Annotated in this window: 28 protein-coding genes, 4 tRNA genes and 1 pseudogene; 18 read left to right on the top strand and 15 right to left on the bottom strand. The window is 40.8% G+C overall.

Annotated elements, in window-relative coordinates; translation table 11 throughout:
- Positions 1-116: 116 nt before the first annotated feature.
- From B1201_RS03915 to B1201_RS03900, 4 genes are all read left to right on the top strand, one after another.
- Positions 117-206 (top strand) — tRNA-Ser (locus tag B1201_RS03915).
- A 15-nt stretch (positions 207-221) separates the two neighbouring features.
- A tRNA-Arg gene (locus B1201_RS03910) sits at positions 222-298 on the top strand.
- Positions 299-343: 45 nt separating this feature from the next.
- A tRNA-Arg gene (locus tag B1201_RS03905) sits at positions 344-420 on the top strand.
- A gap of 457 nt (positions 421-877) precedes the next feature.
- Positions 878-954 (top strand) — tRNA-Arg (locus tag B1201_RS03900).
- 81 nt (positions 955-1,035) lie between these two features.
- Here the strand turns inward: B1201_RS03900 and B1201_RS03895 are convergent.
- A complete protein-coding gene (locus B1201_RS03895) occupies positions 1,036-2,352 on the bottom strand; it encodes a hypothetical protein (RefSeq protein WP_078192443.1) in 1,317 nt (438 codons plus the stop codon).
- Positions 2,353-2,515: 163 nt separating this feature from the next.
- On the opposite strand from B1201_RS03895, the gene B1201_RS03890 reads away from it, so the two are divergent.
- Positions 2,516-3,013, top strand: a complete 498-nt coding sequence (locus B1201_RS03890) for a YcxB family protein (RefSeq protein WP_078192442.1) — start codon at positions 2,516-2,518, stop codon at positions 3,011-3,013.
- Positions 3,014-3,045: 32 nt separating this feature from the next.
- Positions 3,046-3,687, top strand: coding sequence for a fumarylacetoacetate hydrolase family protein (locus tag B1201_RS03885; protein WP_078192441.1), 642 nt, complete (start codon positions 3,046-3,048; stop codon positions 3,685-3,687).
- Positions 3,688-3,739: 52 nt separating this feature from the next.
- Here B1201_RS03885 and B1201_RS03880 read toward each other — a convergent pair whose 3' ends face one another.
- On the bottom strand, positions 3,740-4,513 hold the full coding sequence (locus B1201_RS03880; protein ID WP_171263736.1) for a tetratricopeptide repeat protein: 774 nt from the start codon (positions 4,511-4,513) through the stop codon (positions 3,740-3,742).
- Between the two features lie 96 nt (positions 4,514-4,609).
- Positions 4,610-5,425, bottom strand: a complete 816-nt coding sequence (locus B1201_RS03875) for an AraC family transcriptional regulator (RefSeq protein WP_078192439.1) — start codon at positions 5,423-5,425, stop codon at positions 4,610-4,612.
- 103 nt (positions 5,426-5,528) lie between these two features.
- On the opposite strand from B1201_RS03875, the gene B1201_RS03870 reads away from it, so the two are divergent.
- Positions 5,529-6,458 (top strand): DMT family transporter, encoded by a 930-nt coding sequence (locus B1201_RS03870; protein WP_213032927.1) that lies wholly within the window; start codon positions 5,529-5,531, stop codon positions 6,456-6,458.
- A 52-nt stretch (positions 6,459-6,510) separates the two neighbouring features.
- On the opposite strand, the gene B1201_RS03865 is transcribed toward B1201_RS03870, so the two are convergent.
- Complete coding sequence (locus tag B1201_RS03865) at positions 6,511-7,758, bottom strand: YihY family inner membrane protein (RefSeq protein WP_078192438.1); 1,248 nt, start codon at positions 7,756-7,758, stop codon at positions 6,511-6,513.
- Between the two features lie 112 nt (positions 7,759-7,870).
- On the opposite strand from B1201_RS03865, the gene wrbA reads away from it, so the two are divergent.
- Complete coding sequence (wrbA, locus tag B1201_RS03860) at positions 7,871-8,464, top strand: NAD(P)H:quinone oxidoreductase (protein ID WP_078192437.1); 594 nt, start codon at positions 7,871-7,873, stop codon at positions 8,462-8,464.
- Positions 8,465-8,781: 317 nt separating this feature from the next.
- Positions 8,782-8,967, top strand: coding sequence for a hypothetical protein (locus B1201_RS03855; RefSeq protein WP_078192436.1), 186 nt, complete (start codon positions 8,782-8,784; stop codon positions 8,965-8,967).
- Between the two features lie 107 nt (positions 8,968-9,074).
- Here the strand turns inward: B1201_RS03855 and B1201_RS03850 are convergent, their stop codons facing one another.
- The 5 genes and pseudogenes from B1201_RS03850 to B1201_RS03835 form a co-directional block, all read right to left on the bottom strand.
- A complete protein-coding gene (locus tag B1201_RS03850) occupies positions 9,075-9,473 on the bottom strand; it encodes a hypothetical protein (protein WP_143221668.1) in 399 nt (132 codons plus the stop codon).
- Positions 9,474-9,741: 268 nt separating this feature from the next.
- Positions 9,742-10,317 (bottom strand): xanthine phosphoribosyltransferase, encoded by a 576-nt coding sequence (locus B1201_RS03845; protein ID WP_078189246.1) that lies wholly within the window; start codon positions 10,315-10,317, stop codon positions 9,742-9,744.
- A 90-nt stretch (positions 10,318-10,407) separates the two neighbouring features.
- A complete protein-coding gene (locus B1201_RS03840) occupies positions 10,408-11,121 on the bottom strand; it encodes a DUF3108 domain-containing protein (protein WP_078192434.1) in 714 nt (237 codons plus the stop codon).
- Positions 11,122-11,134: 13 nt separating this feature from the next.
- Positions 11,135-11,260: pseudogene (locus B1201_RS17285) on the bottom strand (hypothetical protein); the annotation flags it as partial.
- Between the two features lie 18 nt (positions 11,261-11,278).
- Positions 11,279-11,962 (bottom strand): hypothetical protein, encoded by a 684-nt coding sequence (locus B1201_RS03835; protein WP_078192433.1) that lies wholly within the window; start codon positions 11,960-11,962, stop codon positions 11,279-11,281.
- A gap of 258 nt (positions 11,963-12,220) precedes the next feature.
- Here B1201_RS03835 and B1201_RS03830 point away from each other — a divergent pair, with 258 nt between their 5' ends.
- A complete protein-coding gene (locus B1201_RS03830; RefSeq protein ID WP_213032932.1) occupies positions 12,221-13,078 on the top strand; it encodes an energy transducer TonB in 858 nt (285 codons plus the stop codon).
- On the opposite strand, the gene B1201_RS03825 is transcribed toward B1201_RS03830, so the two are convergent.
- The 4 genes from B1201_RS03825 to miaB form a co-directional block, all read right to left on the bottom strand.
- Positions 13,079-13,369, bottom strand: coding sequence for an antibiotic biosynthesis monooxygenase family protein (locus B1201_RS03825; protein WP_078189242.1), 291 nt, complete (start codon positions 13,367-13,369; stop codon positions 13,079-13,081). It abuts the gene before it with no gap.
- Positions 13,370-13,432: 63 nt separating this feature from the next.
- A complete protein-coding gene (gene ybeY, locus B1201_RS03820; RefSeq protein WP_078192431.1) occupies positions 13,433-13,915 on the bottom strand; it encodes an rRNA maturation RNase YbeY in 483 nt (160 codons plus the stop codon).
- Between the two features lie 9 nt (positions 13,916-13,924).
- On the bottom strand, positions 13,925-15,016 hold the full coding sequence (locus tag B1201_RS03815) for a PhoH family protein (RefSeq protein ID WP_078192430.1): 1,092 nt from the start codon (positions 15,014-15,016) through the stop codon (positions 13,925-13,927).
- A gap of 38 nt (positions 15,017-15,054) precedes the next feature.
- On the bottom strand, positions 15,055-16,512 hold the full coding sequence (gene miaB, locus B1201_RS03810) for a tRNA (N6-isopentenyl adenosine(37)-C2)-methylthiotransferase MiaB (RefSeq protein WP_078192429.1): 1,458 nt from the start codon (positions 16,510-16,512) through the stop codon (positions 15,055-15,057).
- Between the two features lie 307 nt (positions 16,513-16,819).
- Here miaB and B1201_RS03805 point away from each other — a divergent pair, with 307 nt between their 5' ends.
- From B1201_RS03805 to B1201_RS03785, 5 genes are all read left to right on the top strand, one after another.
- Positions 16,820-18,796: a lytic transglycosylase domain-containing protein gene (locus tag B1201_RS03805; RefSeq protein ID WP_078192428.1), complete on the top strand. Its 1,977-nt coding sequence runs from the start codon at positions 16,820-16,822 to the stop codon at positions 18,794-18,796.
- 45 nt (positions 18,797-18,841) lie between these two features.
- On the top strand, positions 18,842-19,501 hold the full coding sequence (locus tag B1201_RS03800; protein ID WP_078192427.1) for a ribonuclease I: 660 nt from the start codon (positions 18,842-18,844) through the stop codon (positions 19,499-19,501).
- Positions 19,502-19,671: 170 nt separating this feature from the next.
- On the top strand, positions 19,672-20,658 hold the full coding sequence (locus B1201_RS03795) for a malate dehydrogenase (RefSeq protein WP_078192426.1): 987 nt from the start codon (positions 19,672-19,674) through the stop codon (positions 20,656-20,658).
- Between the two features lie 189 nt (positions 20,659-20,847).
- On the top strand, positions 20,848-21,108 hold the full coding sequence (locus B1201_RS03790) for a DUF2789 family protein (protein ID WP_078192425.1): 261 nt from the start codon (positions 20,848-20,850) through the stop codon (positions 21,106-21,108).
- 105 nt (positions 21,109-21,213) lie between these two features.
- Positions 21,214-21,471 carry a DUF2789 family protein gene (locus B1201_RS03785; RefSeq protein ID WP_078189234.1) on the top strand — a complete coding sequence of 86 codons (258 nt, stop codon included), beginning with the start codon at positions 21,214-21,216 and terminating at the stop codon, positions 21,469-21,471.
- A 51-nt stretch (positions 21,472-21,522) separates the two neighbouring features.
- Here B1201_RS03785 and B1201_RS03780 read toward each other — a convergent pair whose 3' ends face one another.
- Complete coding sequence (locus B1201_RS03780; protein WP_078192424.1) at positions 21,523-22,050, bottom strand: hypothetical protein; 528 nt, start codon at positions 22,048-22,050, stop codon at positions 21,523-21,525.
- 71 nt (positions 22,051-22,121) lie between these two features.
- On the bottom strand, positions 22,122-22,724 hold the full coding sequence (locus B1201_RS03775) for a 2OG-Fe(II) oxygenase (RefSeq protein WP_078192423.1): 603 nt from the start codon (positions 22,722-22,724) through the stop codon (positions 22,122-22,124).
- A gap of 114 nt (positions 22,725-22,838) precedes the next feature.
- On the opposite strand from B1201_RS03775, the gene B1201_RS03770 reads away from it, so the two are divergent.
- From B1201_RS03770 to B1201_RS03760, 3 genes are read left to right on the top strand one after another with little or no spacing between them, the layout of a single operon-like run.
- A complete protein-coding gene (locus tag B1201_RS03770; protein ID WP_078189232.1) occupies positions 22,839-23,696 on the top strand; it encodes a 23S rRNA (adenine(2030)-N(6))-methyltransferase RlmJ in 858 nt (285 codons plus the stop codon).
- A 41-nt stretch (positions 23,697-23,737) separates the two neighbouring features.
- Positions 23,738-24,562, top strand: coding sequence for a CDP-diacylglycerol--serine O-phosphatidyltransferase (pssA, locus tag B1201_RS03765; RefSeq protein ID WP_078192422.1), 825 nt, complete (start codon positions 23,738-23,740; stop codon positions 24,560-24,562).
- 36 nt (positions 24,563-24,598) lie between these two features.
- Complete coding sequence (locus B1201_RS03760) at positions 24,599-25,675, top strand: DUF6670 family protein (RefSeq protein ID WP_078192421.1); 1,077 nt, start codon at positions 24,599-24,601, stop codon at positions 25,673-25,675.
- Positions 25,676-25,929: the final 254 nt, after the last annotated feature.

The raw sequence follows: 25,929 nt of genomic DNA, 5'->3' as shown, positions 1-25,929 counted from the left end.
TGCGCTAATTTTTTGAAAATCGTTTAAAAAATATCTAATTGAGTAAAAAAATGAAAAAAATATAACGACTGTGCTTGCAGTCGTATCATGATCTTTGTATTATGGCGGCACGTTACGGTGAGATGGGTGAGTGGCTGAAACCACATCCCTGCTAAGGATGCATACGGGCAACTGTATCGAGGGTTCGAATCCCTCTCTCACCGCCACGATTTACTTATGTCGCGCTCATAGCTCAGCTGGATAGAGCACTTGGCTACGAACTAAGGGGTCGGGAGTTCGAATCTCTCTGAGCGCACCAATAAGTAAATCTGAAAACGTAGTCTTTTAAGACGACACAAGTTACGCGCTCATAGCTCAGCTGGATAGAGCACTTGGCTACGAACTAAGGGGTCGGGAGTTCGAATCTCTCTGAGCGCACCAACTTGAACAAATTACCGCACATGTTGCGGTTTTTTTGTGCTTGTGATTTATCGCTTTGATATAGCTGTCTTTTGTTTGGATTCTATTAAGCGTTCTATTTCATAAAACTACCCATCAGTAAATTTCAATTTTGCTTATCTTCTATAGATAACCCTTTTTTCAGATATTCATAGTGATGCAATTTTTTTAAATCTAAGTTTAAAAAAGAATTGAGTGAGTTAAAGCAGTGACTCAATGATGTCGATAGATTTGTTATCTATCTTGAGCATTTATACATGAGTATTGCTAAGTTTAAATTCCAAACTTGTGATGCAAAAGCCATTAAAAAAGTAAATCTAGCTGATTTTTAGCGTGTTTAAAGGGTAATTGTTTATTTGCTGTGCGTTTGGTTAAATTTATATGAAAAAGCTCTTAACAAAAAATAAAAATCACGTATAATGAGCCTCATCAAGACGTCGCGCTCATAGCTCAGCTGGATAGAGCACTTGGCTACGAACTAAGGGGTCGGGAGTTCGAATCTCTCTGAGCGCACCAACTTGATCAAGATTGAAAAAACCGCACATGTTGCGGTTTTTTTGTGTCTAAAATATAGCTAAAACCAATAAATTCAGCTCATCAATCAAGGTTCAAATTTAACTTCTGTTTAACTTTGAGTGCAAAGACCGTATTTCCGCCTAAAGCCGGCAACATGTCGTGATACGGCATACTGCGCATGGCGCGAAGTAAAAACGGTGCTTTGTCATCAATCTTCACCGCACTGGTCAATTGTAATAACGATCCTTGTTGTAAGGGGCGAATATGCATTGCACCTCGGACAAACTTTAGGTCTCCACCGGTTGCGGTATATTGATTTTGCAGTAAGTCTGGGTAGTTAAAACGCATTTTAAAATCAAAGGGAATATTGATCACGCCTAAACCCACCGAAATTTTATAGTCGGCATCCATGAGGTGCGGATTAATTTTCTGCACTTGCATATGTTTAACTTGTCTTGGAAATAAGTGCTTGAACGAAGACACATTAATCCAGCGCTGTAAGCTCGAAGGCTCTTGTGCATAATATTGAAAACTGGTGCTAAAGCGCATCAATTCATAATTTTGCCCAAAGGGAACGCGCTGCGCTGCCAAAATAAAGGACACAGGTTCTTTCGAGCTTTGACTTAATTGGGTGACTTTGTCGAGTTGGGAGGCATTTAATTTGAGTTCAGGCAATTGATTTGCAGCGAGAGTTTCACTACTAAAGGCTTTAAATCGGCGCTGTAATGATTCCAGTAAAAAACTATTGGTTCCCGCAGGAATCCCTAATTTGGCATCGGGTAAGGCATTTAATATTTTGCTAAACAAAAAACCTTTAGGCTGATTTAAATCGCCCCATTGGGTCACACTAATCAAGGTGTGTTGTGCATCGATCTCAAACCATTCAATTTTTCCTGCACCAAAGGGCACCGGTGCTTGCAGAACCAAACTATTAATGCTGTTGTGATCAATTTGGTGCTGCATCACCACGGTTTCTTTAAAGTTTAAAACCGGAATCGGTGTCGGGATATGGATACGATATTCAACTTGGCTGGTTGAACCTTGTTGTTGCAAAACCTCAGCAGATTTTAGCGTGGGAAATAAGCCGGCGTAGTTTGGATAATTACTGAGTAATCTGGCCACATTTTTGCTGTTGGTTGGGACAACCACAGCGGCACTTTGAAATTTACCAACGACTTTTTGACCTGCTTTCATCGTGGGCAGACTAATCTGTTGTGAGGGATGCGCAAAAATCACGATGTGATCACCGGCAAGATTGGCCAAGGCTTTGGCATTGCCATTAAATAAGTCCAAACTACTAGGAATCTGGGGTTGCCATTGAACGAATTTGGCCCAACTGGTCGATATGCTCAGTCCACTCAGAAACACCAGCACTATCATTATTTTTGTTATCTGCATGTCACATCCTGCGTATGCAATCTTTTATTTGTTGCTGTTTTTAACGTATTTCTAGATGGAAGGGAAGTAGTGAAGTGTTACAACCGACCATTAAAAAGCATGAAGCAAGTTTGAATTGTGGTGTAGTATTTAGCGCAATTCATTTTTAAATATTCATACGCTTATGTCTGAGAATCTACCTGCATTATCGCTGCGCTATTTTTTAAATCTAGAAGAATCACAGGATGGTTTTGCACTAGCTACTTTTGGCAAAAAGCAATTTACGCGTTTTTTAACGCCAGCCATTAGCCTTGGGATTATCATCTGGGGTTTTTACTTGGGTGTAGATGGCGTTGGTGCCTACTATGTTGGTCTGGGTGCTTTCTTTTTACTCCTTCAAGGCATCATGCGTTATTGGTTTTTACCGATGATGTTTAAACGCCAATTTGTAAAATACCAATTAGGCAAAAGTGAACAAGGTATTGATTTATTTCAAGACTATGCAGAAATTCATGCCAATGGGCGTAAGAATGTCTTTCATTATGCTGAAGTGGCAAATTTTGCTGAAGGCAAATTGACCTATATGCTTGAGCTGAAAAATAAAACCGTGATTATTGTGCCGAAAAGTGCATTTAAAAATGCTGCGGACCAAGCGACTTTTAGCAATACTTTTCAACACTAAGACAATCTATTCATAACAAAAGAGGGAGTAGTATGCAGTCACGTCCATCTAAAATTGTTTGCGTCGGTCGTAGTTATGCAGATCATGCCAAAGAATTAGGCAATGCAATTCCTGACCGTCCTGTACTTTTTATGAAGCCGCCAAGTGCATTAACCGCATTAGACCAAGGCATCTCATGGAATCCTGTATGGGGCAGTTGTCACTATGAATGCGAATTAAGTTTACGTATTGATCGACCTTTATCGGCTGAAACTGATCCACGCAAAGCCTTAGAAGCAGTCGGAGCTGTGACTTTGGGTCTTGATCTGACTTTGCGTGATCTACAAGATGACTTAAAGAAAAAAGGTCAGCCGTGGGAACGTGCCAAAGCTTATGATGGTTCTTGCATCCTTGCGGATTGGGTCGATGTCCAAGAGGTGGTTCAAGATTGGAAAGATGTGCATTACACCTTGCATGTCAATGATGAACTGCGTCAGAACGGTGATACTGCATTGCTGATTTTTGATGTGGGTACATTACTGGCCGATATTAGCCAAGTGTTTAGTCTTGAAGCGGGTGATGTGGTCATGACAGGTACGCCTGCAGGTGTCGCGGCACTACAGTCAGGTGAGCAGTTGAAAATGACCCTAAAAGGAAAAAATCAGGATTATATCTGGACAACCTTTGTCAAATAAACTGTGAACGAAATACAAAAAAGGCTGCTTAATGCAGCCTTTTTTGATTGATTTATTCAGTGCTACTTGATGGTGGTGGCTCATTGGGTTGTAAAGGACCAGTGTCTTTCCATGTTTCATAGGTGTCGGCAATATGCTGTGAGTCGGTGTCTCCCAATGCACCTGCTTTGGCATACCATTGTCGCGCTTTTTCACCATCTCGAATATCATAATGATAATAATGTGCCATTTTCATTGCGGCGTCAGCATCTTGTCCTTGTTCTGCAGCATAGCTTAAATATTCGGCTGCTTTGTCCGGTGTAGACGAAGGATGTTCAGAAAAATAATGTTGATTTCCCAAGACTTTGATCGCTTCGACATTCTTTTGTTTGGCAGCTTTTTCATACCAAATTTGCGCTTGGTGCTTATCTTGAATTAAGCCTTTTCCAGTGTCGTACATCCAACCAACGGTATATTCAGCAGCAGGATCATGAGTCTTTTTTGCAAGGTCTAGCACCCAGTGTGCAAGGAAAATATTGCCATCTTGCTGCATCTTTCGAATCACTTGATCTGCATGAGAGTTTCCTTGGTAGGTTTGAGTCATTAACCATGCGAATGCGTCCGTAGTGCCTTGATCCGCAGCAGCTTTGTACCAATGTACACTTTGTTCGATATTTTGTTCTGTGCCCGTTCCAGTGAGGTATAAATCACCCACTTTCATTTGCGCAGTCGCATCACCACTTTGAGCTATTTTGAGTGCAGATTTAAATTCACGCTGTTCTTTTGAACTACAAGCCGTTAAAAATACGGCAGATAAACACAGCGCTAAAATTGTTTTTTTATTCATTCGAAATGGAATCATTATCATTCTTCGTGGATTTTTTGATCTTAGCGGATTGTTGAATCACTTTATAGAGATCCTTGCGGCTAAATTTAAACAAATTTAGGGCTTTAAAGCAGATTTTCTAAACTGATCTGGGGTGCAAAGCATCCATTTTTTAAACATATTAATAAACGCCGAGGCATTGGCATAACCAAGTTCTAAAGCAATATTTTCGACGGTTTGACCTGCGTTGAGCATCGACATGGCTTTCATAACTTTGAGACGTTGTCGCCATTCATGCAGTGACATCCCGAGTTCTTTTTGACAATAACGCGCCAGAGTACGTTCCGTCATATTTATCCGCTTTGCCAATTGCTCAAGCGTGCTCTGATCTGCAGGATGTTGATGTAAATAATCAAGCAGCTGTTTGAGGGCAGGGTGATCCGAATGCGGTAAATAACTACTGACCAGTTTGGCTTGATGCAGTTGATCTAAGATCACATGGAGTAAGCGTTGATACTCGGCCGTATTTTCCATGAGATCGACATGTTGATGCAACAGACGCAAATGGCTGAATATCGCTGTAACTAAAGGTGAGCTGAGTAAAATCCCCGGTTGTTTCGGCAAGTAGGTGCATAGAGATTCATGTACATATAAGGTTCCATGTGAAACCGCAGTACGATTTAAACCACTGTGTTCTAAGTGTGGGGGAAGCCAGATACCATAAGGTGGAGGGGTAATATAGTCTATTTGATTGATGTTTACTTCCATCACGCCATTAAAGGCATAGACAAATTCACCCCAAGCATGCCCGTGGACGGGATAAACAGACAGTGCAGGATCGTCACGAAAACTGATCCACAGCGCTGCTTGAATTTCATCGTTGGTGGGAAGTTGTTGCAACTGCGTATGATCTGCACGAGCTTTATGACCCATAAGAAATTTTGCCTGAATAAGAAGATCACTTGTCTATTTTGAAGTATATATTTTATTTCTGACAGTTCTATAGTGTTGCTTGTCGTATTGTCGAGTAAATAGTGTGGAACAGCGTAAGGCGCTAGATGCAAAAGCTTCTGGTTTGATGATTATTTTGTGCATGATTTTAGGGATTCAGCAGGTCATTTTGAAATTGGCCGCGGTTGATATTGCGCCGATCATGCAAATTGCCATTCGATCGGGTTTGGCTGCGCTGTTGGTCTTTCCACTGATTCGTCTCAAGCCGGGAACACATTTATATACACGCGAATACTTGCTGCCGGGTATTTGGTTGGCGTTTTTATTTTCAGCCGAATTTATTTTAGTGGCAGAATCCCTGCGCTATACCTCTGCATCACATACTGTTGTCTTGCTCTATACCGCACCGATATTCGTGGCACTAGGTTTACATTGGAAGTTGCCTGAAGAAAAGCTTACAGCGATCCAATGGGTCGGTATTTTTATTGCCTTTTCAGGAATAGTACTGTCGTTTATGGGACGTGAAAGTAGTACTACAGTCAACACTCAAGCCCTGTTGGGTGATGCGATGGCATTACTTGCTGGGGTGATGTGGGCCTTGACCACCATTTCATTAAGACTCACCAAACTCTCTGATGCACCTCCGACTCAGACCTTGTTTTATCAGTTGGTTGGTGGTTGTGTATTTTTATTACCCGTGGCGTGGCTGACAGGACAAATGACTGTACATTGGACGGTGTTGTCCATCGGCAGTATGATTTTTCATGTGCTCATTATTTCATTTTTTAGCCTGATGCTTTGGTTTTGGCTGTTAAGTAAATATCTGGCCAATGGTCTGGGCGTTTTTTCATTCCTTACCCCAATCTTTGGACTAGTCTTTGGCGTATTGATCTTAAACGAAACGATTGAACTGAACTTTATTTTGGGAACGGCCTTAGTAATGGTTGGAGTGATGACGGTAACCTTGCATCGGTGGTTGTCTAAATTGATGGGACGTCAGCGCACAGCGACCTAAGATCATGTATAAATAAAAAAGGAGAGCTACGGCTCTCCTTTTTTATTTACGCTTATTTTTCTTCAAAAATAGTCGCAAGTGGAATCGAGAGTTTGGCCGCGAGATAATCATCCGATTCGACCAGTTGCGGCCCAATTTTTTCCATCCAAACATCATCTGGATCGACGCGACCTAAATCTTGCCGTTTAGGGAGCGGATAGGGCAGCTTACTGTAAAAACTCCAAAAGTCCACTTGGGTTAAATTCCGAACTAAAACATAATGATCATCATCTGTACGTTTAATCAGGTGTTGCTCTTCAAACAATAAAATATAGCTTGGCAGGCGGCCGATTTCATCACGCCCTAAAACCTCAAGCGCTTCTTTTTCTGTCACGCTCTGACCGAGTTTTTGCTTTTTATAAAATAATTCAAGCAAATCCATCAACATAATAACAGGATGACGTTTTTGGTCGTTGCCCGAATTGAAAGCTGTCAGTGCATAACTAATTTCTACCCCAATCAGCACGATATTCCATGAAAGGAATATCCAAAGCAGGAAAATTGGCACCGCAGCAAATGCACCATAAACGATTTGATAACTGGTGAAATTTGACATGACAAAGCCAAAGAGGTTTTTGAGTAATTCAAATACCACGGCACTAAAGACACCCGCGATCAGCGCCGCCTTAATCGGCACACTGCGGTTGGGAATCGTCCAATACAGAATGAAAAAACCTAAAATGGTCAATGAAAAAGACAAGATCCACAGCAGAAAAGCCCCATCCAGTTCATAGCCGGCAAAATTATTGCTGAGGACATTCATAGAGGCCAAGGTAGATGACACAACAAATGCGCTACCCAGTAAGATTGGGCCTAATGAGATAATAGTCCAATAGCGCATAAAGCCAATAATGCCGCCACGTGTCTCACGCACCCGCCAAATTCGGTTAAATACTGTCTCAATGCTGGTCAGCATCATAACTGTGGTAATGAATAAAAACAGCACACCTATCACGGTCAAGTTACTGGATTTATCGGTGAAGGCATTTAGCGCTTTATCAAAAGCAATCGTCGTTTTCGGTAGGAAATTACTATAAATCAATTGTTGAAGCTGTTGACGAGCAGGTTCTAAAGCTTTAATTGAGGAGATGATGACCAAGAATACGGTCAACATGGGTACCACTGCAAACAAGGTGGTATAGGTTAATGATCCTGCTTGTTCACGGCAGCGATCGGCTTCAAAACGTCGAATGACAAATAAAACAAACTGAAACCATTTCTTGTCGTAAAAGGGAAGTTTTTTTAAAAATGCTTCGATCATTCGTTCAAGTCTCGAGTTATTTTAGTCATGTTTATGCAATTTTCATCACTTAGCTTAACCAAAAAATAGGAAAAATACCGTATAGTTTTCTTTTTTCATTGAATTTATAAAAATGACGCAAGCTTATGTACTGGTGTTGTATTACAGCAAATATGGTTCAACACGTGAGATGGCACATTTGATTGCCAATGGGATTGAAGCTTCTGGGATGGCGGTAAAAATACGTACCGTTCCAAATTTATCTACCGTGGTAACTGACGTGCAGCCCAGTATTCCTGCCGAAGGCGATATTTACTGTAGCTTAGATGACTTAGCGCATTGCTCAGGTTTAGCCCTTGGTTCACCGACACGTTTTGGTAATATGGCGTCGGAAATGAAATATTTCTGGGATCAAACCACAGCGCTTTGGCTCAATGGCGCATTGCATGGCAAACCTGCCTGTGTGTTTACCAGTTCAGGTTCAATGCATGGCGGACAGGAAAGTACTTTGCTGACCATGCTGCCGCCTTTGTTCCATCATGGAATGATGGTTATGGGTCTAAGTAATGCCCATCCTGCATTATCGAATACCAAAACGGGTGGTACGCCCTACGGTGCAAGCCATGTCAGTGGTCCGCGCCATGATCAGTCATTGAGTCAAGATGAGCGAAACTTATGTGAAGAGCAGGGTAAACGCCTAGGCGAAGTGGTCAAAAAGTTGATTTGATACTTACTTGTTCTAGGAAGTTACGCAGACTTTGTAGCGAACGAGCAAGAAAAGGTTTAAATATTGCACTTTTCTTGCTTTTTTACGTGTGATTTCTTTTATTTACGATATTGTATTTGCGCCCAAAAATATAAAAATAAATCTGTCGAACTATTCTTAAAATACCCAAAATAAGTGATATCAATAACATATTGAAAGTTTTTAAATACAGCCTGCTCAGTGATGGCCTTGAATCGATTTTTGCTGTCTCTTTGGGCGCGTTATTTTTATTTTTTGATTACATGATTTGTATTTAAATTTCTTCTTTGGGGTGTGTGATGTCTATTAATTTTCGAATGATTTTCCTGTATTCCGCATTGGCTGCATCTTCCTTGTGTACGGCAATGCCAGTTTTATACAGTATGGATTTCCCGCAAGAGAAAAAAGCCGAAGAAAAAGAATTTTTGGCGACACAAGATCAAATCAAAGCAGAATCAAAATCTTTAACCGATGCTTCAAAATAATTGATTCGCCATGGTTTCGAATAGCATTTCAATAGACTAGAAATACATATTAGAAAACAATAACCTATTAAAAAAGAGCGCTGATGTGCTCTTTTTTAATATCGAAATTAGTCTTGATCCGAAGTCTTTGCAGCGTCTTCAGGCTGTTGCTCAACTTCAAAGCGCTGTTTGCAATCTAAACATTGGTAGTCGAGAAAAATATTTTGATCGACGATCACGCCGGCTTTTTTACCAAAACGGTGTCCGAGAAAACCGCCTGTAATACCGACGCTAATTGCACCAACAAAAGTCCCGATGGTTCCGCCCATAATCACGCCAAGTGGGCCTGCAGTCACACCACCAATCGCAGCACCAATAGATGCGCCAGATGCCGCACCACCGACAGTCCCTGCAGCAGTTCCTGCACCACTGAGTAAGACCCCACCAATTTTTTGTAAGTTTTGTTCATGGTTACGCTTTTCAATATGGGTTGATCCACATTTTGGACATTTAACTGTCGATTCCATGTTTTGCTCTTCTGTATTCATAACTTTCCGTAGCCTTAAAAAATAAAGTGGCCGAATTTATGGTGCAGCATAATGTAATTTGACAGATGAGTAGTTGACCCATTCGATCAAATGTGACGATTTTCCTGAATTTTATCGAGTTTTGCACACCGATGTTTTGTCTGCTTGTAACTAAGGTGTTAAAAAGTGCGCTCTATGTCACCTTAATGGCAAATTTTTAGCAAAAAAAAAGAACACCTGATGTGTTCTTTTTTCTTTTGAACGCAAACTAGTCACGAACAAATTCAACTGTACCATTCGCCAGCGATTTCACACGTGCCAATGATTCAACGCGATAGCCTTTTTCAAGCAAAATATCACGACCAGGTTGGAATGATTTTTCAATCACGATACCGATACCCAATACTTCAGCACTTGCTTGATGAATAAGATCTGCAAGACCTAAAGCAGCTTGACCATTGGCCAAAAAGTCATCAATCACTAAAACTTTATCTTCAGCATTGATGTGCTTTTTAGAAATCGCGATAGTGCTTTCAGTTTGTTTTGTGAAAGAAAACACTTTTGAGCGATACAAATCATCTTTTAAGGTTAAAGATTGATATTTACGTGCAAAAATCACAGGAACACCAAGTTCAAGACCAGCCATTACTGCAGGTGCAATACCTGATGCTTCAATCGTAATGATTTTTGTGATGCCAGCATCTTTAAAAAGACGGGCAAATTCTTGACCAATTTGCTGCATCATCACAGGGTCAATTTGGTGGTTCAGGAAAGAATCGACTTTCAGAACTTCTTCAGAGAGAACGATACCTTCAGCTAAGATTTTCTGTTCCAGAGCGTGCACGGGAGAATCCTCGAGGGGCAGGTGCTTTTTAAAGCAAAAGCGTATTTTAAAAAGCACCGTGAAAAATGCAAGCGAAATTGATCAAATCAATTAATTTGTTGCACCTTTATAGCCCGTTAACAATAAACCGTAAGAGGTTTTATTGTCTTGGTGAGAAACTTTGACAGGTAGGTAATCTAGTTTTGGTGCTAACCAGAAGGTGGTTTGACGGCCAGGTTTGTCATGGCGCATCACGACTTTCACGGTGTCAAAAGTCCCGTAAGTGGTTTTCACTTTTTCAGTGCCTTGTTTCACGAACTTACGAGCTTCAACCTCTTTGGCATCGGCAATGTAGTAATTCGATTTCAAACCACCATTTTTTAAATCTTCACGAATTTGCAATTCAGCATTGAGTTCATCTAACACACCTGATTTCCACGCAAATGAACGCGCTTTATCATCTTTTTTGGTATTAATGGTTTTTGCGCCAGCATTAAAATTAATATTCATGGTGTTGTTGTGCACCAAAATTTTGCTGCTGCGGCTAAAGCTGTTCGAGTGAATTTGGCTGCCATTTAAACTAAAACGACTGGTTTCAGTTGCAGAGGCCATCGCACCAGCTTTTGCTGCGAAAACATAGGTCCAGTTATTCCCAGATTGTTTTAGGGTACGTGTTGCAGAACCCAAGTTTTTGCCGTTGTAGTTAAATTGGTAGTTGGCTTGGAATGGACTCATGGCAAATGACTGACTTGAGAAACCAGTCAAAAGCAGTGTAGTCGATACCCCAGCAACAAGACCTAAATTTTTCAAAACTGAATGTGCCATAAGTATGGTTTTCCTATTCAATAGAAGTGTGGTGGGCTAAACCACCTGATATGTTTATTATGCGGCTGGATTGTGGAGAATCTCGTCGCAAATCCGTGCCTAATGTATATGTTGTGTAGCGTTTTATATGCTCAAGATGTCTAAGTACAGGATAAGTCTAGCTTTCCTTTTGCTTAATTGGCGTGACTTCATCGTCTTTTAAATTTGAATCATCCCAGTCTTCAATCCGTTCTTGCGACATCTTGGTGAACAATGCGGTTAAATTAACATTACCAATCACCACCAATTCGGCCTCACGTAAAACAGCATGGTTGACATGGACTTTGCCCAGTGTGTCGATAATTGATCGACTTTTACCGAGCCAGCGATTTAGGTCTAAATACAGTAAATCATCTTTAACTTTGATCACATTGAGCTTTTCCAAAATCATACCCAATGGATCTTGGTTGAGTACTTTTTGATAGAACCATAACGCCATGCGCACGCCCATCTTATACAGAACATTTGGATACTTCGCTTCAATCACTTGTGTATCACTAATTTGTTCAAATACGATCAATTGGGTTTGTTTGTTGAGTTCCATCTGTACCAGTTTTAAATCGACAGAGAGTGTTATGATCAGCCCGTTATAATCCAATGTGGCATACAGTCGAAGCCAGTCATCATGCAGGTCAGCATGCAAGTCTTTGAGCATTTTCACATTATCGGTCACAAAGCGCTGAAATGTCGCATTTAAAAACACTTGAGACATTGGGAATTCACGCTCATCTTCAATAAATCCTTCAGCTTTTTGGTACACTTGGCGTATACGTTTAGCGATATTGGAAACTAGCGTTTGCATAAGAAGTGCATCCTGACAAATTATGTTTTTTAACGATGTTTATCTTGTCGATTTCTATAAAAACACAAGGTTTTGATCTTGCAGTTTAGCAAAATAAATTGCACCATTTTCATGATTTTAATTGTGCATTATCGATGTGTTGATGGATTTCTCGTTTTCATCAAAAAATGAATACGAGTTTTATTTTATACTGTTTTAAGCAGTTTGGGGAATGCGGCAAATTGTCGGTTTAATGTGATGCTGAAAAAAATAACGTTCATGCCCTTGATGAAAGAGTGGTGGAAAGATCCCATATTTGCAACTGCATTGGCGTTTGCTGCTGTGTTGCATTTGGCTTTTTTAACCATGCAATTTTCCATGCCCCAAGAGGCGGATTATAACACCAAAGAAATTGCAGTTTCTTTACGTTCTACGACGGAAAAAATTGAACATGCAGACTTTTTAGCACAAGCCGATCAGCAGGGCTCTGGGACATTCCGTGAGTCGCATCGTATGTCGAGTGACATGCCTGCACCGATGATCGAACAAAAAGCCGGTGAGCAAAAAAGTGAAGCTTTAGAACAACTGCAACAAAAGAAAGAACTCAGCTTTGAAGATAAAGTGTTGATGACAACTTTGAGTTGGCAAAAACAAGCTGAAGAAAACAGTCGTAAAAAAGCCGTTGAGGAGTTGAATAGTCAGTTTCAGGCCAAGGCTGCGATGGTGGCGAGTATCGAAGCCCAATATTTACAACGTCAGCAAAACTTTAGCCGTCAGCAAAAAATTAAAACCATTGATGGTATTCAAGCCAAGCAAGATGTTTCTGCGGCTTATATGGAAAAATTCCGCGAAAAAGTCGAGTTTTATGGCAACCGTTATTATCCTGAAGCGGCAAAACAGCAACAGCTACGCGGTGAAGTACGTTTAATGGTTATTTTGAACAGTAATGGCGGGATTCGTGCCATTCGTTTGATCGAAAGTTCAGGTTCAAGTTTATTGGATGAAGCTGCAAAAACCTCTGTGCGTAAGGCGGCACCTTTTGGTTTGTTTGATGCCAAAATGAAAGACATCTCAGAACTTCGTATTGTGCGTACTTGGCGCTTTGATCCTGCAGAAGCAGAGTTTGAGGTGCGTTAATCAGTTGTGATAGCGTCGCAAAACTTCGCAGATTTCGACGCTAAAACTCGCATACCATTGGTTTTTCCCCAATTGCTGCGCGACCAGATGTTGTGCATCTTGTTGCCAAGCTCGAATGTCTTCTAATGTATTCCAGTAGGAAAGGGCGATTTCATGCTCACCCTCTGTCAGCGCTTCAAAATGTTGACAGTTAAAGTGTGTCAAGGCTTTGTCTCTAAGCTGCTGTGCAGTCGAAAAATACAGCTCATCAAGCGTACGAATGCGTGCTTTAAAAATCACGACATATTGCATATCTTTCCTTCCTTGGTTTTTATGACGATAAAAAAAGCGAGCCGTAGCTCGCTTTTTGGGTTCTTAATCTCTTTCCAGATAAGGGTTATCAAACCCTAATTTGGCTAAAATCTCGATTTCCAACGCTTCCATTTCTTCAGCATCTTCATCAGAGGTTTCATGGTCATAGCCCATGAGGTGCAACGTACCGTGTACCAGCATATGCGTAAAGTGGGTCAGGGGTGCTTTGCTTTGTTCTTGTGCTTCACGAAGAACCACAGGAATACAAATCACCAAGTCGCCAATCGGAAATGAGTCTAAAACTGCAGCCATTTCATCGGGGAGATCGCTCGGAAAAGACAACACATTAGTCGGTTTGTCTTTACCACGATATTCCAAGTTCAATTTGTGGCTTTCGTCATTGTCCACACATGCAATACCGATCTCACAATCACTTTGTGTATCGATATGACGTAAAGCCGTTTCCACGACTTTTTTGATATGCGCACGTTTCACCACCAATTCAGGTGACTGAAAATTTTGCTGCAAGGAGAGATTAAGTTTCAAAATGAATCCTTAAATGTTTTCGTCTTGATGCTGCCCATCAGCTTTAGCATCATTGTCCGCCACCAAGGCTTCCTGACGTGCTTTACGTTCTGCACGTTGTTCAGCTGTAAGGCGATGTTGTTCGCTGTCCCATCCCTCATAGGCTTCAACAATTTTTTGAACCAATTGATGACGTACCACGTCACGAGAGTGGAAGCGAGTAATATGAATTTCTTTGATTTTTTCAATCACACGTAAGGCATGTGCCAAACCAGATTGTTGACCACGAGGTAAATCGACCTGTGTAATGTCGCCCGTGATTACTGCACGAGAACCAAAACCTAAACGGGTGAGGAACATTTTCATTTGTTCAGGGGTGGTGTTTTGTGCTTCATCTAAAATCACAAAAGAATGATTTAAGGTACGACCACGCATGTAGGCCAGTGGTGCAACTTCAATCACTTGACGTTCAATTAGTTTAGCGACTTTTTCAAAACCGAGCATTTCATACAAAGCGTCGTATAGCGGACGTAAGTAAGGGTCAATTTTTTGGCTCAAATCACCGGGTAAAAAACCCAATTTTTCACCGGCTTCAACCGCAGGGCGAACCAATAAAATGCGTTGAATTTCGTTACGTTCTAGCATATCTACAGCAGCGGCGACCGCGAGATAAGTTTTACCTGTACCCGCTGGGCCGATACCAAATGAAATATCGCTTTGTAAAATACGCTGTACATAGCGTTTTTGATTGGCACCACGTGGATTGATTCGACCTTTACGGGTTTGTAGATAAACATTGTCTAAACCGGTATGCTCATTTTCAGAAAAATCTTCCTGAATTTTGCGGTCAGTCTGACTGCCTTGAATCATCATGTGTAAAATGTCCGCACTAATCTGTGGATTGGTTTCGGACTCTTCATAAAGACGGTGAAGGAGACTTTCGGCTCTCTCTACCGCATCGATTTCCCCATCGACAAAAAAAGCATCTGCACGATGAGAAATTTTGACATCCAAACGTTGTTCAATTTGTTTGAGATGACCGTTATAGGCACCGAGCATGCTTTGTAAACGGTCAAGTGGAATACCAGCAAAAGTTACAGTACGTCGAATCGCTGCAGTCAAGAGAATTCCTTTAAATTGGTCTGACGATTAAGCTTACATTACGCCACGTCAGGCTCAAGATTCAAGAGTTCACCGTAAACAAACTTCAAAGTTTTAATATCGGTCACTTCAATCTCTGCAAAACGCCCAACCCATGCAGGATCACCGATAAAGCTAACCAAACGTGTATTGTCTGCAGTACCAATCAGCAAATTCGGATCTTTGTCTGAAACAGACTCAATCAAGACACGTTGAATGGTCCCAAGCATTGCATCAGTTTTATCGATACTGGATTGTTTAATCCATTGTTGAACTTTTGCAAGACGTTCTTTTTTCACATCTTCAGGGGTTGTGTCTTCAAGTTCTGAGGCAGGAGTACCCGGACGTTTTGAGTAGATGAAACTGTATGAATGATCGAAATCCATATCTTGGATAAATTGATAAGTTTCTTCGAAGTTTTCGTCAGTCTCACCCGGAAAGCCAATAATAAAGTCGCTAGATAAATGCATATCAGGGCGAACTTGACGTAATTTAGCAATTTTATCGATATATACATCAATCGTGTGGTTACGTTTCATGGCTTGTAGCACGTCATTCGAACCACTTTGAACTGGTAGATGCAAGTGAGAAACCATTTGCGGTAAGTCACGGTAGCATTGAATCAAGTCATCATTAAATTCAAGCGGGTGCGATGTGGTGTAACGAATACGACCAATCCCTGGAATCTCAGCAACTAAACGTAATAAGTCGGCAAAGGTACAGATTTCGCCTTCAAAAGTTTCACCACGGTAACCATTCACGTTTTGGCCGAGTAATGAAATTTCACGTACGCCTTTTTCAGCTAAAGTGGCAATTTCAGCCAATACGTCATCGAGTGGGCGAGAAACCTCTTCACCACGGGTATAAGGAACTACGCAGAATGAACAGTATTTAGAACAGCCTTCCATGATAGAAACAAAGGCTTTAAACCCTTCTACACGCGGTTCAGGTAAAAAGTCGAATTTTTCAATATCAGGGAATGAAATATCCACCAACTGAATTTTTTCTTTTTTCGGTTTGACCACTTGCTCAGTATGTTGATCAAGCATTTGCGGTAAACGGTGTAAGGTTTGTGGACCAAAGACCATATCGACATAAGGCGCACGTTTTTGAATGTTGTCACCTTCCTGAGAGGCAACACAGCCACCAACACCAATCACCAAGTCAGGATTTTTTTCTTTCAGCTTGCGCCAGCGGCCTAACTCAGAAAATACTTTTTCTTGTGCTTTTTCACGGATAGAACAGGTATTCATCAGGAGAATATCCGCTTCTTTTGGATCGTTTGTCAGCACATAGCCGTGAGAATCACCTAAAAGGTCGCCCATACGTTGACTGTCATACTCATTCATCTGACACCCTTGCGTTTCGATGTACAGTTTTTTCACTGCTCCATCTTGAGCTGGGGTGTGCTGTGGCTGGGTAACAGTGTTATCTGGGGCAGCTTGGGCACTATTGGGGATGAAGGTTTGAACCGTCATGTAGGCTCCTAAAGGAATTTTATGAAAATCAATAACCATACGTGGCTGACAGACAATTCAATCAATTGAATTGTGCAGCTGCGGAGGTCAAAAAGGGGATTTTAAGAATGGGCAATATTTTAGCAGTAATTTACTAGAAACTTACAGCCTAAAATGACAACTCTGCCATATTGATTTATGAAGCAAAAATGTTTGAAAATTAATATTGGCTAATCATAAGGTTACATAACAGAACACAATGCAGAGTTTAGAATTATTAAACTAATTCCTAAACAAAGTTCGATGTGCTGTAACTGAGCAGAATGACATGAAAGAAGGCAAGTGGATGTTAAAACATAATTTTAAACAGAAAAATTACGCTAAATTACTTGCTTTGAGTGTCGGGCTCTCCGGAATTTCTGCGTTTGCCCAAGCCGCAGATGAGCAGTTTAACGATGCTTTACGTGCTGCGAATGCAGGCAATATTAGTTTATTACAACAATACCAATCATCCATGCAAAATGACGTTTTGGGCTATTATCCAGAATATTGGTTACTGAATAACAATTTGGCTTCACAGCCAGCAAGTGCCATTATTAATTTTGCACAGCGCTATCCAAATTCGGCAATGGCAGAAAAATTAGCCGCAGATTATGTTGAAGAAAAAGTCAAACAAGCTGATTTCGCTACAGCACAGCCTGTCTTGCAATATGTGACTAATGCTGACCGTGCTGAAACATGTGCCATGGCTCAAGTCCGCGCAAAGTCGGGCGACCCTCTGGTTTTCGCAGAATTTAAAGATGTATGGTTGACCACAAACTCACAACCTGACTCGTGTACGGGCTTGGGCCGTATGATGCTGTCGAGTCCTTTAATGACTCAAGATGACCGCCATCAACGGATGTGGGGACAGTTAAGAGCGGGTCAGTCAGGACAAGCGATTGCGACTGCGCAAACCATTGGCGTAAATATTAATTTGTCACAACTCAACACCATTCAAGCCAATCCACTGAATTATTTATGGTCTGCACCCAAAGCCACAGCTGAAGATCATGCATACCTGATTTATGCGATGGGACGCTTGGCAGATAGCGACTTAAATGGCGCAATTTCTTCGGTGAAACGTGCAGCTGAAGGCACACCAGCCGATGTACAAAAAGCCCTCTACCGTAGTGTCGGTTATATCGGTGGTACAACGGTAATGAAAAATAATTTCAACCGTGAAGTATTAAATTATCTTGATTTGAGTTATGGCTTGCCTTTTAGTGCAGAAGAAGCCGAGATTTATGCGCGACAAGCCATTCGTTTTGGCGCATGGGAAAGTGTCATTCGTGCAATTGATGCGATGAGCGTTTCGCAAAAGCAGGAAGACCGTTGGCAATATTGGTTAGCACGAGCATCTGAACAACGTGGAGATGCCTCATCTAAACGTGCGGCTAAAGAAATTTATCGCAAGCTTGCCGTTGGCGATGATTACCATAATTTGTTAGCACGTGACAAAATTGGTCAGTCTTATAACAATATTCCGTCAAATGTGCAGCCTTCGTCACAAGATGCGCAGCGTCTCAGTCAGGATATTCACTTCCGTCGTGCCTTTGCATTGCGCAATATTAATGCATCTGACAGCTATATTAACCGTGAATGGAACTGGGCAGTGCGTCAAGCCTACTTAAAGCATGATGATGGCATGATTCTTGCCGCAGCTAAACGTGCAACCGATATGGGGTGGTATGATCGGGCGATTTATGCAGCAGATCGAACCACTAAACAGCATAACTATGCTTTACGTTATGCCATGCCACATCAAAATTATGTGGTGAGTCATAGTCGTAATGCAGGTATTGACCCAGCATGGGCTTATGGTTTGATGCGTCAAGAAAGTCGCTTTGTTACTAGCGCGCGTTCACATGTCGGTGCTGGTGGTTTAATGCAAATTATGCCAGACACCGCAAAATTGGTGGCTCGTCAGATGGGGGAGAGTTATAACCCCGCTGCATTAACGGATATGAATACCAATATCCGTTATGGCACTTTCTATTTATCAATGATTCAACGTCAATTGAGTAATAGTCCAGTATTAGCGACTGCAGGCTACAATGCGGGTCCAAATCGTGCTCGACGCTGGCAGCCTGAGTATCAAGCGATTGCAGCGGACCAATATACAGAATCGATTCCATTAACGGAAACTCGAGACTATGTAAAACATGTGATGACCAATGCAACCCATTACGGCCTTTTATTGGGTCAGGGACCGCAATCGATTGAAAAACGAATGCAAATGATTCCATTACGGAATGCGCAATAAGCATTAAAGCAATGCGCCTGTTTTAAGGCGCAATATGGGTAAATAATGAATGCCGAATTGAACATTAGACCTGTTTATCGAATACTGACATTACTGCTCATCGGCAGTGGTACAGGCTTTGGTGTGTCTGTGCTTTCGGCAGCACCCGTGGTTAATGGTTATGTGATGGATGTACAAATGGTGCCAGCTGTTTGCGCCTATGATCCTTTAAAAAGTAAAAAACGTAAATGTCTGGAAGGGTATTCACTCAATATCACGGGCCTATATCCAGAAACTTCTACCCGTGATTGCACCACCAATAGTTCAGCTAAACTTTCTCCGTTGCAAGCCAAAGTGGTTGCACGGATTATGCCTGATGAAAATGCTCGCGTGGCGCTTTGGCACACTACCGGCGGCTGTATCCCAATGAATGCCAGCCAGTATTTCAGAACCATTATTAATTATGCAGATAAGCTAAAAATTCCAGATGAATTGACTAGCCAAGAAACCCAATCCATTCAAGCCAATGTCTTGCGTAATAAAATGTTGCGTATGAACAGCGGATTGGTATCCCAAAGTATTGAATTTAACTGTATGCAAACCCGTGGTGGCAGTTTACTGACCGAGATTAAAATTTGCTATAAAAACAATGGTCAGTATAAAAGTTGCCCTACGACTATTGTCGGAAATTGTCCTGCAACTTTCATAATTAAAGGTTCTTTCTAAGCTTTTTTCGGCATTTAATTTATATTTCCTATCATACTTTTGTTGAAAAGCATTCTCTTTTACATGCAAGCGTCAAAAGATTGGAGTACAATCTTTGCCGTTTATGATTATTAAGATTAGATAGAACAGCTATTTAATCATTATGACCTTCCTCAATTGGAGATAATTACATGAAGCAAGCAGTTCGTGTTGCCGTTACTGGCGCAGCTGGTCAAATCGGTTATAGCTTATTATTCCGTATCGCAAGCGGTGAAATGTTGGGTAAAGACCAACCAGTTATCCTTCAATTATTAGAAATTCCAGTTGAGAAAGCTCAACAAGCGCTTAAAGGCGTAATGATGGAACTTGATGACTGCGCATTCCCTCTTTTAGAAGGTATGATCGGTACTGATGATCCTAAAGTTGCATTCAAAGATGCTGACTACGCTCTTCTTGTAGGTTCACGTCCACGTGGTCCTGGTATGGAACGTGCTGACCTTCTTAAAGTAAACGGTGAAATCTTCATCGGTCAAGGCCAAGCACTTAACGAAGTTGCTAGCCGTGACGTTAAAGTTCTTGTTGTAGGTAACCCTGCAAACACTAACGCTTACATCGCAATGAAATCTGCTCCAGATCTTCCAGCGAAAAACTTCACAGCAATGTTACGTCTTGACCACAACCGTGCGTTAACTCAACTTGCTCAAAAAGCGGGTGTTGCAGTTTCTGACATCGAAAACATGACAGTTTGGGGTAACCACTCTCCAACAATGTATGCTGACTACCGTTTTGCAAATGTAAACGGCGAAAGCTTAAAAGACAAAATCAACGATGCTGCTTGGAACAAAGACGTATTCCTTCCAACTGTTGGTAAACGTGGTGCTGCGATCATTGAAGCGCGTGGTCTTTCTTCTGCTGCTTCTGCTGCAAACGCTGCAATCGACCATATGCGCGATTGGGCTCTTGGCACAAACGGCAAATGGGTAACTATGGGTATTCCTTCTGACGGTTCTTATGGTATTCCTGAAGGCGTAATGTTCGGTTTCCCTGTAACTTGTGAAAATGGCGAATACAAAATCGTTCAAGGTCTTGAAATCGACGAATTCAGCCGTGAACGTATCAACGTCACTCTAAACGAGCTTGAAGAAGAACGTGCAGCAGTTGCTGACATGGTTAAATAATTTAATTTTTTAAATTAAATTATAAAAAAAAGCACTCCATTTGGGGTGCTTTTTTATGGCCTGCGAAAAATACCAAGCTTAAGTTTTGAACAAAAAATAACACGTTGAGATGTAGTTGCAACTGACAAAGTCAATTAAACAGATAACTATGAAGATGGAAGAAATGTTTTTGGCTTGAGGAGAACGGCAATGTTTGATCAACAACCGACGTTGGAACTATTTTTTGAACAATTGGGGTTAGATGCAAGTCCGGAAGGCATTGACCAATTTATCGAAACGCATCAAATCACCATGGATGTTCCATTGCACGAAGCGCCATTTTGGACGAAGTCACAGCGTGATTTCATTATCAGTCATTGGAAAAAAGATGATGACTGGGCCATAGTGGTCGATATTTTAAATGAACAATTGCATACAGAACATAAGCTTTCCGGATCATGCAAAATCTAAATACAATTTGAAACAACAAACCTAGTTTTAACGCTAGGTTTTTTTAGCTTCATCATATAAGTTAATTAAATAATAAATGACAGATTAGTTGATAAGGAGGGCGAGATGCTCAATCAAAATAAACCATCCTTAGCTTTATTGTTTTCTCAATTGGGGTTAGCTAGCAGTCCAGCAGCGATCGAGTTATACGTGCGTACGCATCAGCTTGCTGCAAGTGAAAATTTACATGATGCGCCATTTTGGAATAAAGCGCAGCGTGATTTTCTAATCAGTCATTTAGTACAAGATGATGATTGGGCGATTTGGATTGATGAGCTGAATCAACAGTTGCATATGGATGCATATAAGCTGCAGCCAGCATAAATTTCATTTCTCCACAAATAAAAAAACACCTCCTCGGAGGTGTTTTTTTATTTAGTGCAGTTTGCTTTGGCGTAATTCTGAAAACCAGTCTTCTTGGCGATATGGATTAAATGCAGGATGCTCAAGTAATGTGGTCAGTTTGAATTCTTGAGATTTGCAGTACTTATTTAGCCAGTGGCGGGTTAACGCAGGTTCCTGTTTTACTGCAGAGGCATAGGCCAGGTAGAAGTAAATGTCGCCATGTTCAGCTTTGGACATCGGTTTCATAATCTGCTGGGTAATCAGGGCATAGCGCTGCTCTTGGGTAATTTCAAAAAATATCATATAAGCTTTGGCTAAATGTACAGACAAATTGATGTATAGCTCAATCGGCATTTCTTCAAATTCAATCCGGCTTTGCTCAAGTAGAACAATGGCTTCTTGCAGAAAATACACTTGTTCTTGATGGTTCTTACTTAAATTAACCAATTGCAGGCGTAAGTCTGCACGCTCAAGAGCAAGTTCAGGGCTGTTGCCTTGTAGAAATAATTGATCGGTTTCGCCAATACGCTGAATAATTTTATGACTGTTTTGACGCATCGGGTACATCCTCATCTATGAATGACTCATATATGAGGATAGTTTAAGGGATTTAAAGGAGGAATCTCGAATTACCACATCGAGTTGTCATTACGTAGCCAAGCCGTAATCGATAAACGTTGATGTTTTGCTTCGAGTACCTCGTGTAATAGGTCACTTTGGAATAACGCAATGCGATTCGGTTTAGGTTCTAAAATATGCCAAACATCATTCTTATCTTGTAAGCGCAATTCACCGCCCCAGTCGGCTTGCCAATATTCATGCAAATAATAAACCGCTGAAATGACACGTCCATTTTTGCCTTGAGGATTATCTTTGTGTAGTGCATAAAACTCACCTGCGTTATAACAAGCAAAATGTGCTTCGACTTCGTGAATGCCAGAAAAAAATGCGCGATTAAATTGTTCTGATAAATGTTCTAAGGCTTGAACGTGTTCTTGTGCGACATCTAATGTGTCGTTAATCCATAAAATATGATCACTTCTAATTTTACTGATGACTCCATTTTGTACGGCTGCATCCCTGAATTTATTTAAATTTGACATACATTCTTCAACAAGTGCATGTATATATTCTGCAGGATAAGCGTCATCAATAATGCTAAACCCGTGTTGATCTAAATCATCGAGGATTTGATCAACCGGCCAAGACTTTGGGAGAAAGGCTGTTTCCATATACGATCCATAAAGTTGTGGAAAAAAAGGTGACGTATTCTAGAGCAAGAATAGCATCGGAATGAAACTATTTTTCATGCTAAAATGTCCGTTGATATTAGGAATTAAAGAAACATGAATTACCGTCACCATTTCCATGCAGGCAACTTTGCCGACGTGATGAAGCACGTTTTGCTGCTTCAGTTATTAAGTCGACTGAATGCAAAAGATAAACCTTATCGCTATGTAGATACACATGGTGGTGCAGGTAAATATGATCTTTCGACCTCTGAAGCACAGAAATCAGGTGAGTTTTTAAATGGTATTCATCGTTTAGTTAAGCTCGATGATTCAATTAAACGCAATGCGCCTGAAGGTGTTCAACAATATTTAAAAGTTGTTGAAAAAATGCGTGAAAACTTTGGTAAAGGCGCTTATCCAGGCTCTCCGTGGTTCGCACTTGAAGGCATGCGTGAAACTGATAAGGCAACGATTTTTGAAATGCAGCGCGATGTATTCCAACAATTGCGCCACAATATTTTTGATAAACGTGCAGGCTTGCATGAGCGTGATGCTTACGAAGGTTTACTGGGTGTAATTCCACCAAAAGAAAAACGTGGTTTGGTCATGATTGACCCGCCTTACGAATTAGAACGTAAAGATTTTCCACAGCTTGTAGAATTGTTGGTGGCTGCTTATAAAAAATGGCCGACAGGCGTTTTTGCGGTATGGTATCCAATTAAAGACCGCGCGATGATTGAACGTTTTGAAAAGAAAATGTACAAAACCGGCATTCGTCGTCAGTTGGTTTGCGAAATTTGTGTATGGCCAGATGACACTCCAGTCGGTCTAAATGGTTGTGGTTTATTGGTGATTAACCCACCTTGGAAATTCTCTGAAGATGCGGATGAAGCATTACAATGGTTGTTCCCACATCTTCGTATGAATGAAAATGGTGGTCATGCAGCCGTACGTTGGTTGGTTGGCGAATAATTTTAAACTTGAAAAAGAAAGGTCACAGTTAGGATCGAACAATGACAAATACAAATAAACCTGAGCGGGAAATTTCTTCAAAGGATGAAAATGCATTTGATGGCATTACATTTGAAGTTGAAGAAGAGGAGCATACCCATGAAGGGCATAAAGTGAAACGTCGTGGGATCTATCTGTGGCCAAACTTGATTACAACTGCAGCGTTGTTATCCGGCTTTTATTCAATAATTGCCAGTATGAATGGTGAGTTTCAACAAGCCATCTATGCCATTTTCCTTGCAGCATTATTTGATGGTTTGGATGGACGTGTCGCACGTGCTATCGGCGCACAAAGTCCTTTTGGTGAACAGTTTGACTCGTTGTCGGACTTGCTAGCATTTGGTGTTGCACCTGCCATTTTAATGTATAGCTGGAGTCTAAATGACTTAGGCCGTATTGGCCTGGCAGCATGTTTTGTTTACACCGCATGTGCAGCCTTCCGTTTAGCACGTTTTAACGTACAAATCGGGGTTGTCGATAAACGTTATTTTATTGGTGTTGCAAGTCCACTCGCAGCCGTTATGATTATTTCATTGGTATGGGTAGGTATGGATATCCCTGCGGTCTTCGACTTACGCGAAACAGGTATTCAGATTTTTAATGCGGTAGTGATTATTGCAGTGGGTCTATTGATGATCTCAAATGTAAAATACTATTCATTTAAAACTGTGGATCGTCGCCGTGTTCCATTTGCGGTGTTGCCAATCATAGTCTTCATTTTAGCTGCTGTAACGTATAATATTCCAATGGGTATTTTAATTATTTCAGTAATTTATGCATTGTCTGGCTTTGTCACAACCTTAATGGCAAAAAAGGCTGAAGCATGAGTTAAAACATGAAATAAAAATGAAAAGGAGCTTGATATGCAGATATTTCAAGATTTCTTGGATCAATCAAGACGACTGAATCAAGCTCCAGATTTACAACATAAAAAAATAAATCTACATGCGCCGAATACGTCTTATCCTTCAGTCCATTATGGACTTTGTCTACCGAATCTTCCTGCGCCCTTACATTATCTTAACTTTATGAGTTGGCTTGGGCAGCCTCAGATTCCCGCTTTTCAAAATCCTGTGTCCATTCAACAAGACGAACTCAATACAGCCACAGTATTGACCAGTGTGAGCGGTCATATGGTTGGGCAATTACAATCATATTCCATCAAAGACGACTGTAGTCTGAGTGATACCGTCTTTAAATTTAGAGATAAAGAGCAGATTGGTTGGGATGGAGCGGTATTTCAAATCCATCGAGAAGATACTGAACTCAGTTTAGATTTGTCCGTGCAAACTACCGATATTTCTTCGTGTTTAATTAAGTTGAGATTAGGTCTTGCTGAATATTGGTCGGTGATGTGCCAATGTGAAGGTCAAATCAAATTTCAGGGCCAGATTTATGATGTAAATCAGCTGGCGGTATTATCCTATGCACAAATACGCAAGTTCCCATATTTACCTTTAGCATTTTATACCCATCAGGTGATTAACCTTAGTCGACAACGTCAAATTATCTTTATGCAAACGCGAGACCGTTATAACAATATTTTGAGTTCACGTTTATATCTAAGAGATTTAAATCAGCAGCAAGTGTTTATGGCAGACCAAGGCGTGTTCTTTAAAGTCATGCGCGTTTATCCTGTGGTTAAAACCCCCAATTTGCAAAAAATGTATTTGCCACGTGAATTTGAATGGATTTACCAAAATGACAAACTAAAAATACATATACAAGCGCAGAGCCGTGGGGATTTTAAATTTGGACTCGGCGCTGGCTATGCAGGAAGCTTTAACTATCAAATTAAAATTAACGACGAAATCGAGTGTGGGGAGGGTGGCTACTGTGAATATGTAGATTGTCGAGCTTTAAAATGGCAAGAAAAGAATGAAAAAGATAAATTAACGGACAAATATGGAAATATTGTCCCTTTTATGCTCAAAAAATAGTAAAAAAACTTAATTTAGTAGAATAAATAAACAAACGTAATGAAAAATTAAAAATAAATGGAAAAGGGTGTTGCAACGGATGTGAAATGCTGTAGAATGCACATCCATTGGCGGTGATGAAGATTAAAACTTCTGATAAAACAATGACTTGGTTGAATTGATTAAGTTGGGTTTTATTTGATAAGTTTAAAAATAATTTGAATTACCAGTTGACTCTTTAGAAATAAAGAGTAATATAGCCGACCTAGCTTGCT

Source organism: Acinetobacter sp. ANC 5600, from assembly GCF_002018395.1.
GTDB classification, from domain to species: Bacteria; Pseudomonadota; Gammaproteobacteria; order Pseudomonadales; family Moraxellaceae; genus Acinetobacter; species Acinetobacter amyesii.
The sequence above is the reverse complement of the archived record's forward strand: the minus strand, read 5'-3'. Positions and strand labels throughout refer to the sequence as shown.

What these genes read in the sequence shown, in the direction of transcription:
- B1201_RS03895 (WP_078192443.1), bottom strand. Translation starts at nt 2,352, where the DNA reads ATGCAGATAACAAAAATAATGATAGTGCTGGTGTTTCTGAGTGGACTG.
- B1201_RS03890 (WP_078192442.1), top strand. Translation starts at nt 2,516, where the DNA reads ATGTCTGAGAATCTACCTGCATTATCGCTGCGCTATTTTTTAAATCTA.
- B1201_RS03885 (WP_078192441.1), top strand. Translation starts at nt 3,046, where the DNA reads ATGCAGTCACGTCCATCTAAAATTGTTTGCGTCGGTCGTAGTTATGCA.
- B1201_RS03880 (WP_171263736.1), bottom strand. Translation starts at nt 4,513, where the DNA reads ATGAATAAAAAAACAATTTTAGCGCTGTGTTTATCTGCCGTATTTTTA.
- B1201_RS03875 (WP_078192439.1), bottom strand. Translation starts at nt 5,425, where the DNA reads ATGGGTCATAAAGCTCGTGCAGATCATACGCAGTTGCAACAACTTCCC.
- B1201_RS03865 (WP_078192438.1), bottom strand. Translation starts at nt 7,758, where the DNA reads ATGATCGAAGCATTTTTAAAAAAACTTCCCTTTTACGACAAGAAATGG.
- wrbA (WP_078192437.1), top strand. Translation starts at nt 7,871, where the DNA reads ATGACGCAAGCTTATGTACTGGTGTTGTATTACAGCAAATATGGTTCA.
- B1201_RS03855 (WP_078192436.1), top strand. Translation starts at nt 8,782, where the DNA reads ATGTCTATTAATTTTCGAATGATTTTCCTGTATTCCGCATTGGCTGCA.
- B1201_RS03850 (WP_143221668.1), bottom strand. Translation starts at nt 9,473, where the DNA reads ATGGAATCGACAGTTAAATGTCCAAAATGTGGATCAACCCATATTGAA.
- B1201_RS03840 (WP_078192434.1), bottom strand. Translation starts at nt 11,121, where the DNA reads ATGGCACATTCAGTTTTGAAAAATTTAGGTCTTGTTGCTGGGGTATCG.
- B1201_RS03835 (WP_078192433.1), bottom strand. Translation starts at nt 11,962, where the DNA reads ATGCAAACGCTAGTTTCCAATATCGCTAAACGTATACGCCAAGTGTAC.
- B1201_RS03830 (WP_213032932.1), top strand. Translation starts at nt 12,221, where the DNA reads ATGCCCTTGATGAAAGAGTGGTGGAAAGATCCCATATTTGCAACTGCA.
- B1201_RS03825 (WP_078189242.1), bottom strand. Translation starts at nt 13,369, where the DNA reads ATGCAATATGTCGTGATTTTTAAAGCACGCATTCGTACGCTTGATGAG.
- miaB (WP_078192429.1), bottom strand. Translation starts at nt 16,512, where the DNA reads ATGACGGTTCAAACCTTCATCCCCAATAGTGCCCAAGCTGCCCCAGAT.
- B1201_RS03805 (WP_078192428.1), top strand. Translation starts at nt 16,820, where the DNA reads ATGAAAGAAGGCAAGTGGATGTTAAAACATAATTTTAAACAGAAAAAT.
- B1201_RS03800 (WP_078192427.1), top strand. Translation starts at nt 18,842, where the DNA reads ATGAATGCCGAATTGAACATTAGACCTGTTTATCGAATACTGACATTA.
- B1201_RS03795 (WP_078192426.1), top strand. Translation starts at nt 19,672, where the DNA reads ATGAAGCAAGCAGTTCGTGTTGCCGTTACTGGCGCAGCTGGTCAAATC.
- B1201_RS03790 (WP_078192425.1), top strand. Translation starts at nt 20,848, where the DNA reads ATGTTTGATCAACAACCGACGTTGGAACTATTTTTTGAACAATTGGGG.
- B1201_RS03785 (WP_078189234.1), top strand. Translation starts at nt 21,214, where the DNA reads ATGCTCAATCAAAATAAACCATCCTTAGCTTTATTGTTTTCTCAATTG.
- B1201_RS03780 (WP_078192424.1), bottom strand. Translation starts at nt 22,050, where the DNA reads ATGCGTCAAAACAGTCATAAAATTATTCAGCGTATTGGCGAAACCGAT.
- B1201_RS03775 (WP_078192423.1), bottom strand. Translation starts at nt 22,724, where the DNA reads ATGGAAACAGCCTTTCTCCCAAAGTCTTGGCCGGTTGATCAAATCCTC.
- B1201_RS03770 (WP_078189232.1), top strand. Translation starts at nt 22,839, where the DNA reads ATGAATTACCGTCACCATTTCCATGCAGGCAACTTTGCCGACGTGATG.
- pssA (WP_078192422.1), top strand. Translation starts at nt 23,738, where the DNA reads ATGACAAATACAAATAAACCTGAGCGGGAAATTTCTTCAAAGGATGAA.
- B1201_RS03760 (WP_078192421.1), top strand. Translation starts at nt 24,599, where the DNA reads ATGCAGATATTTCAAGATTTCTTGGATCAATCAAGACGACTGAATCAA.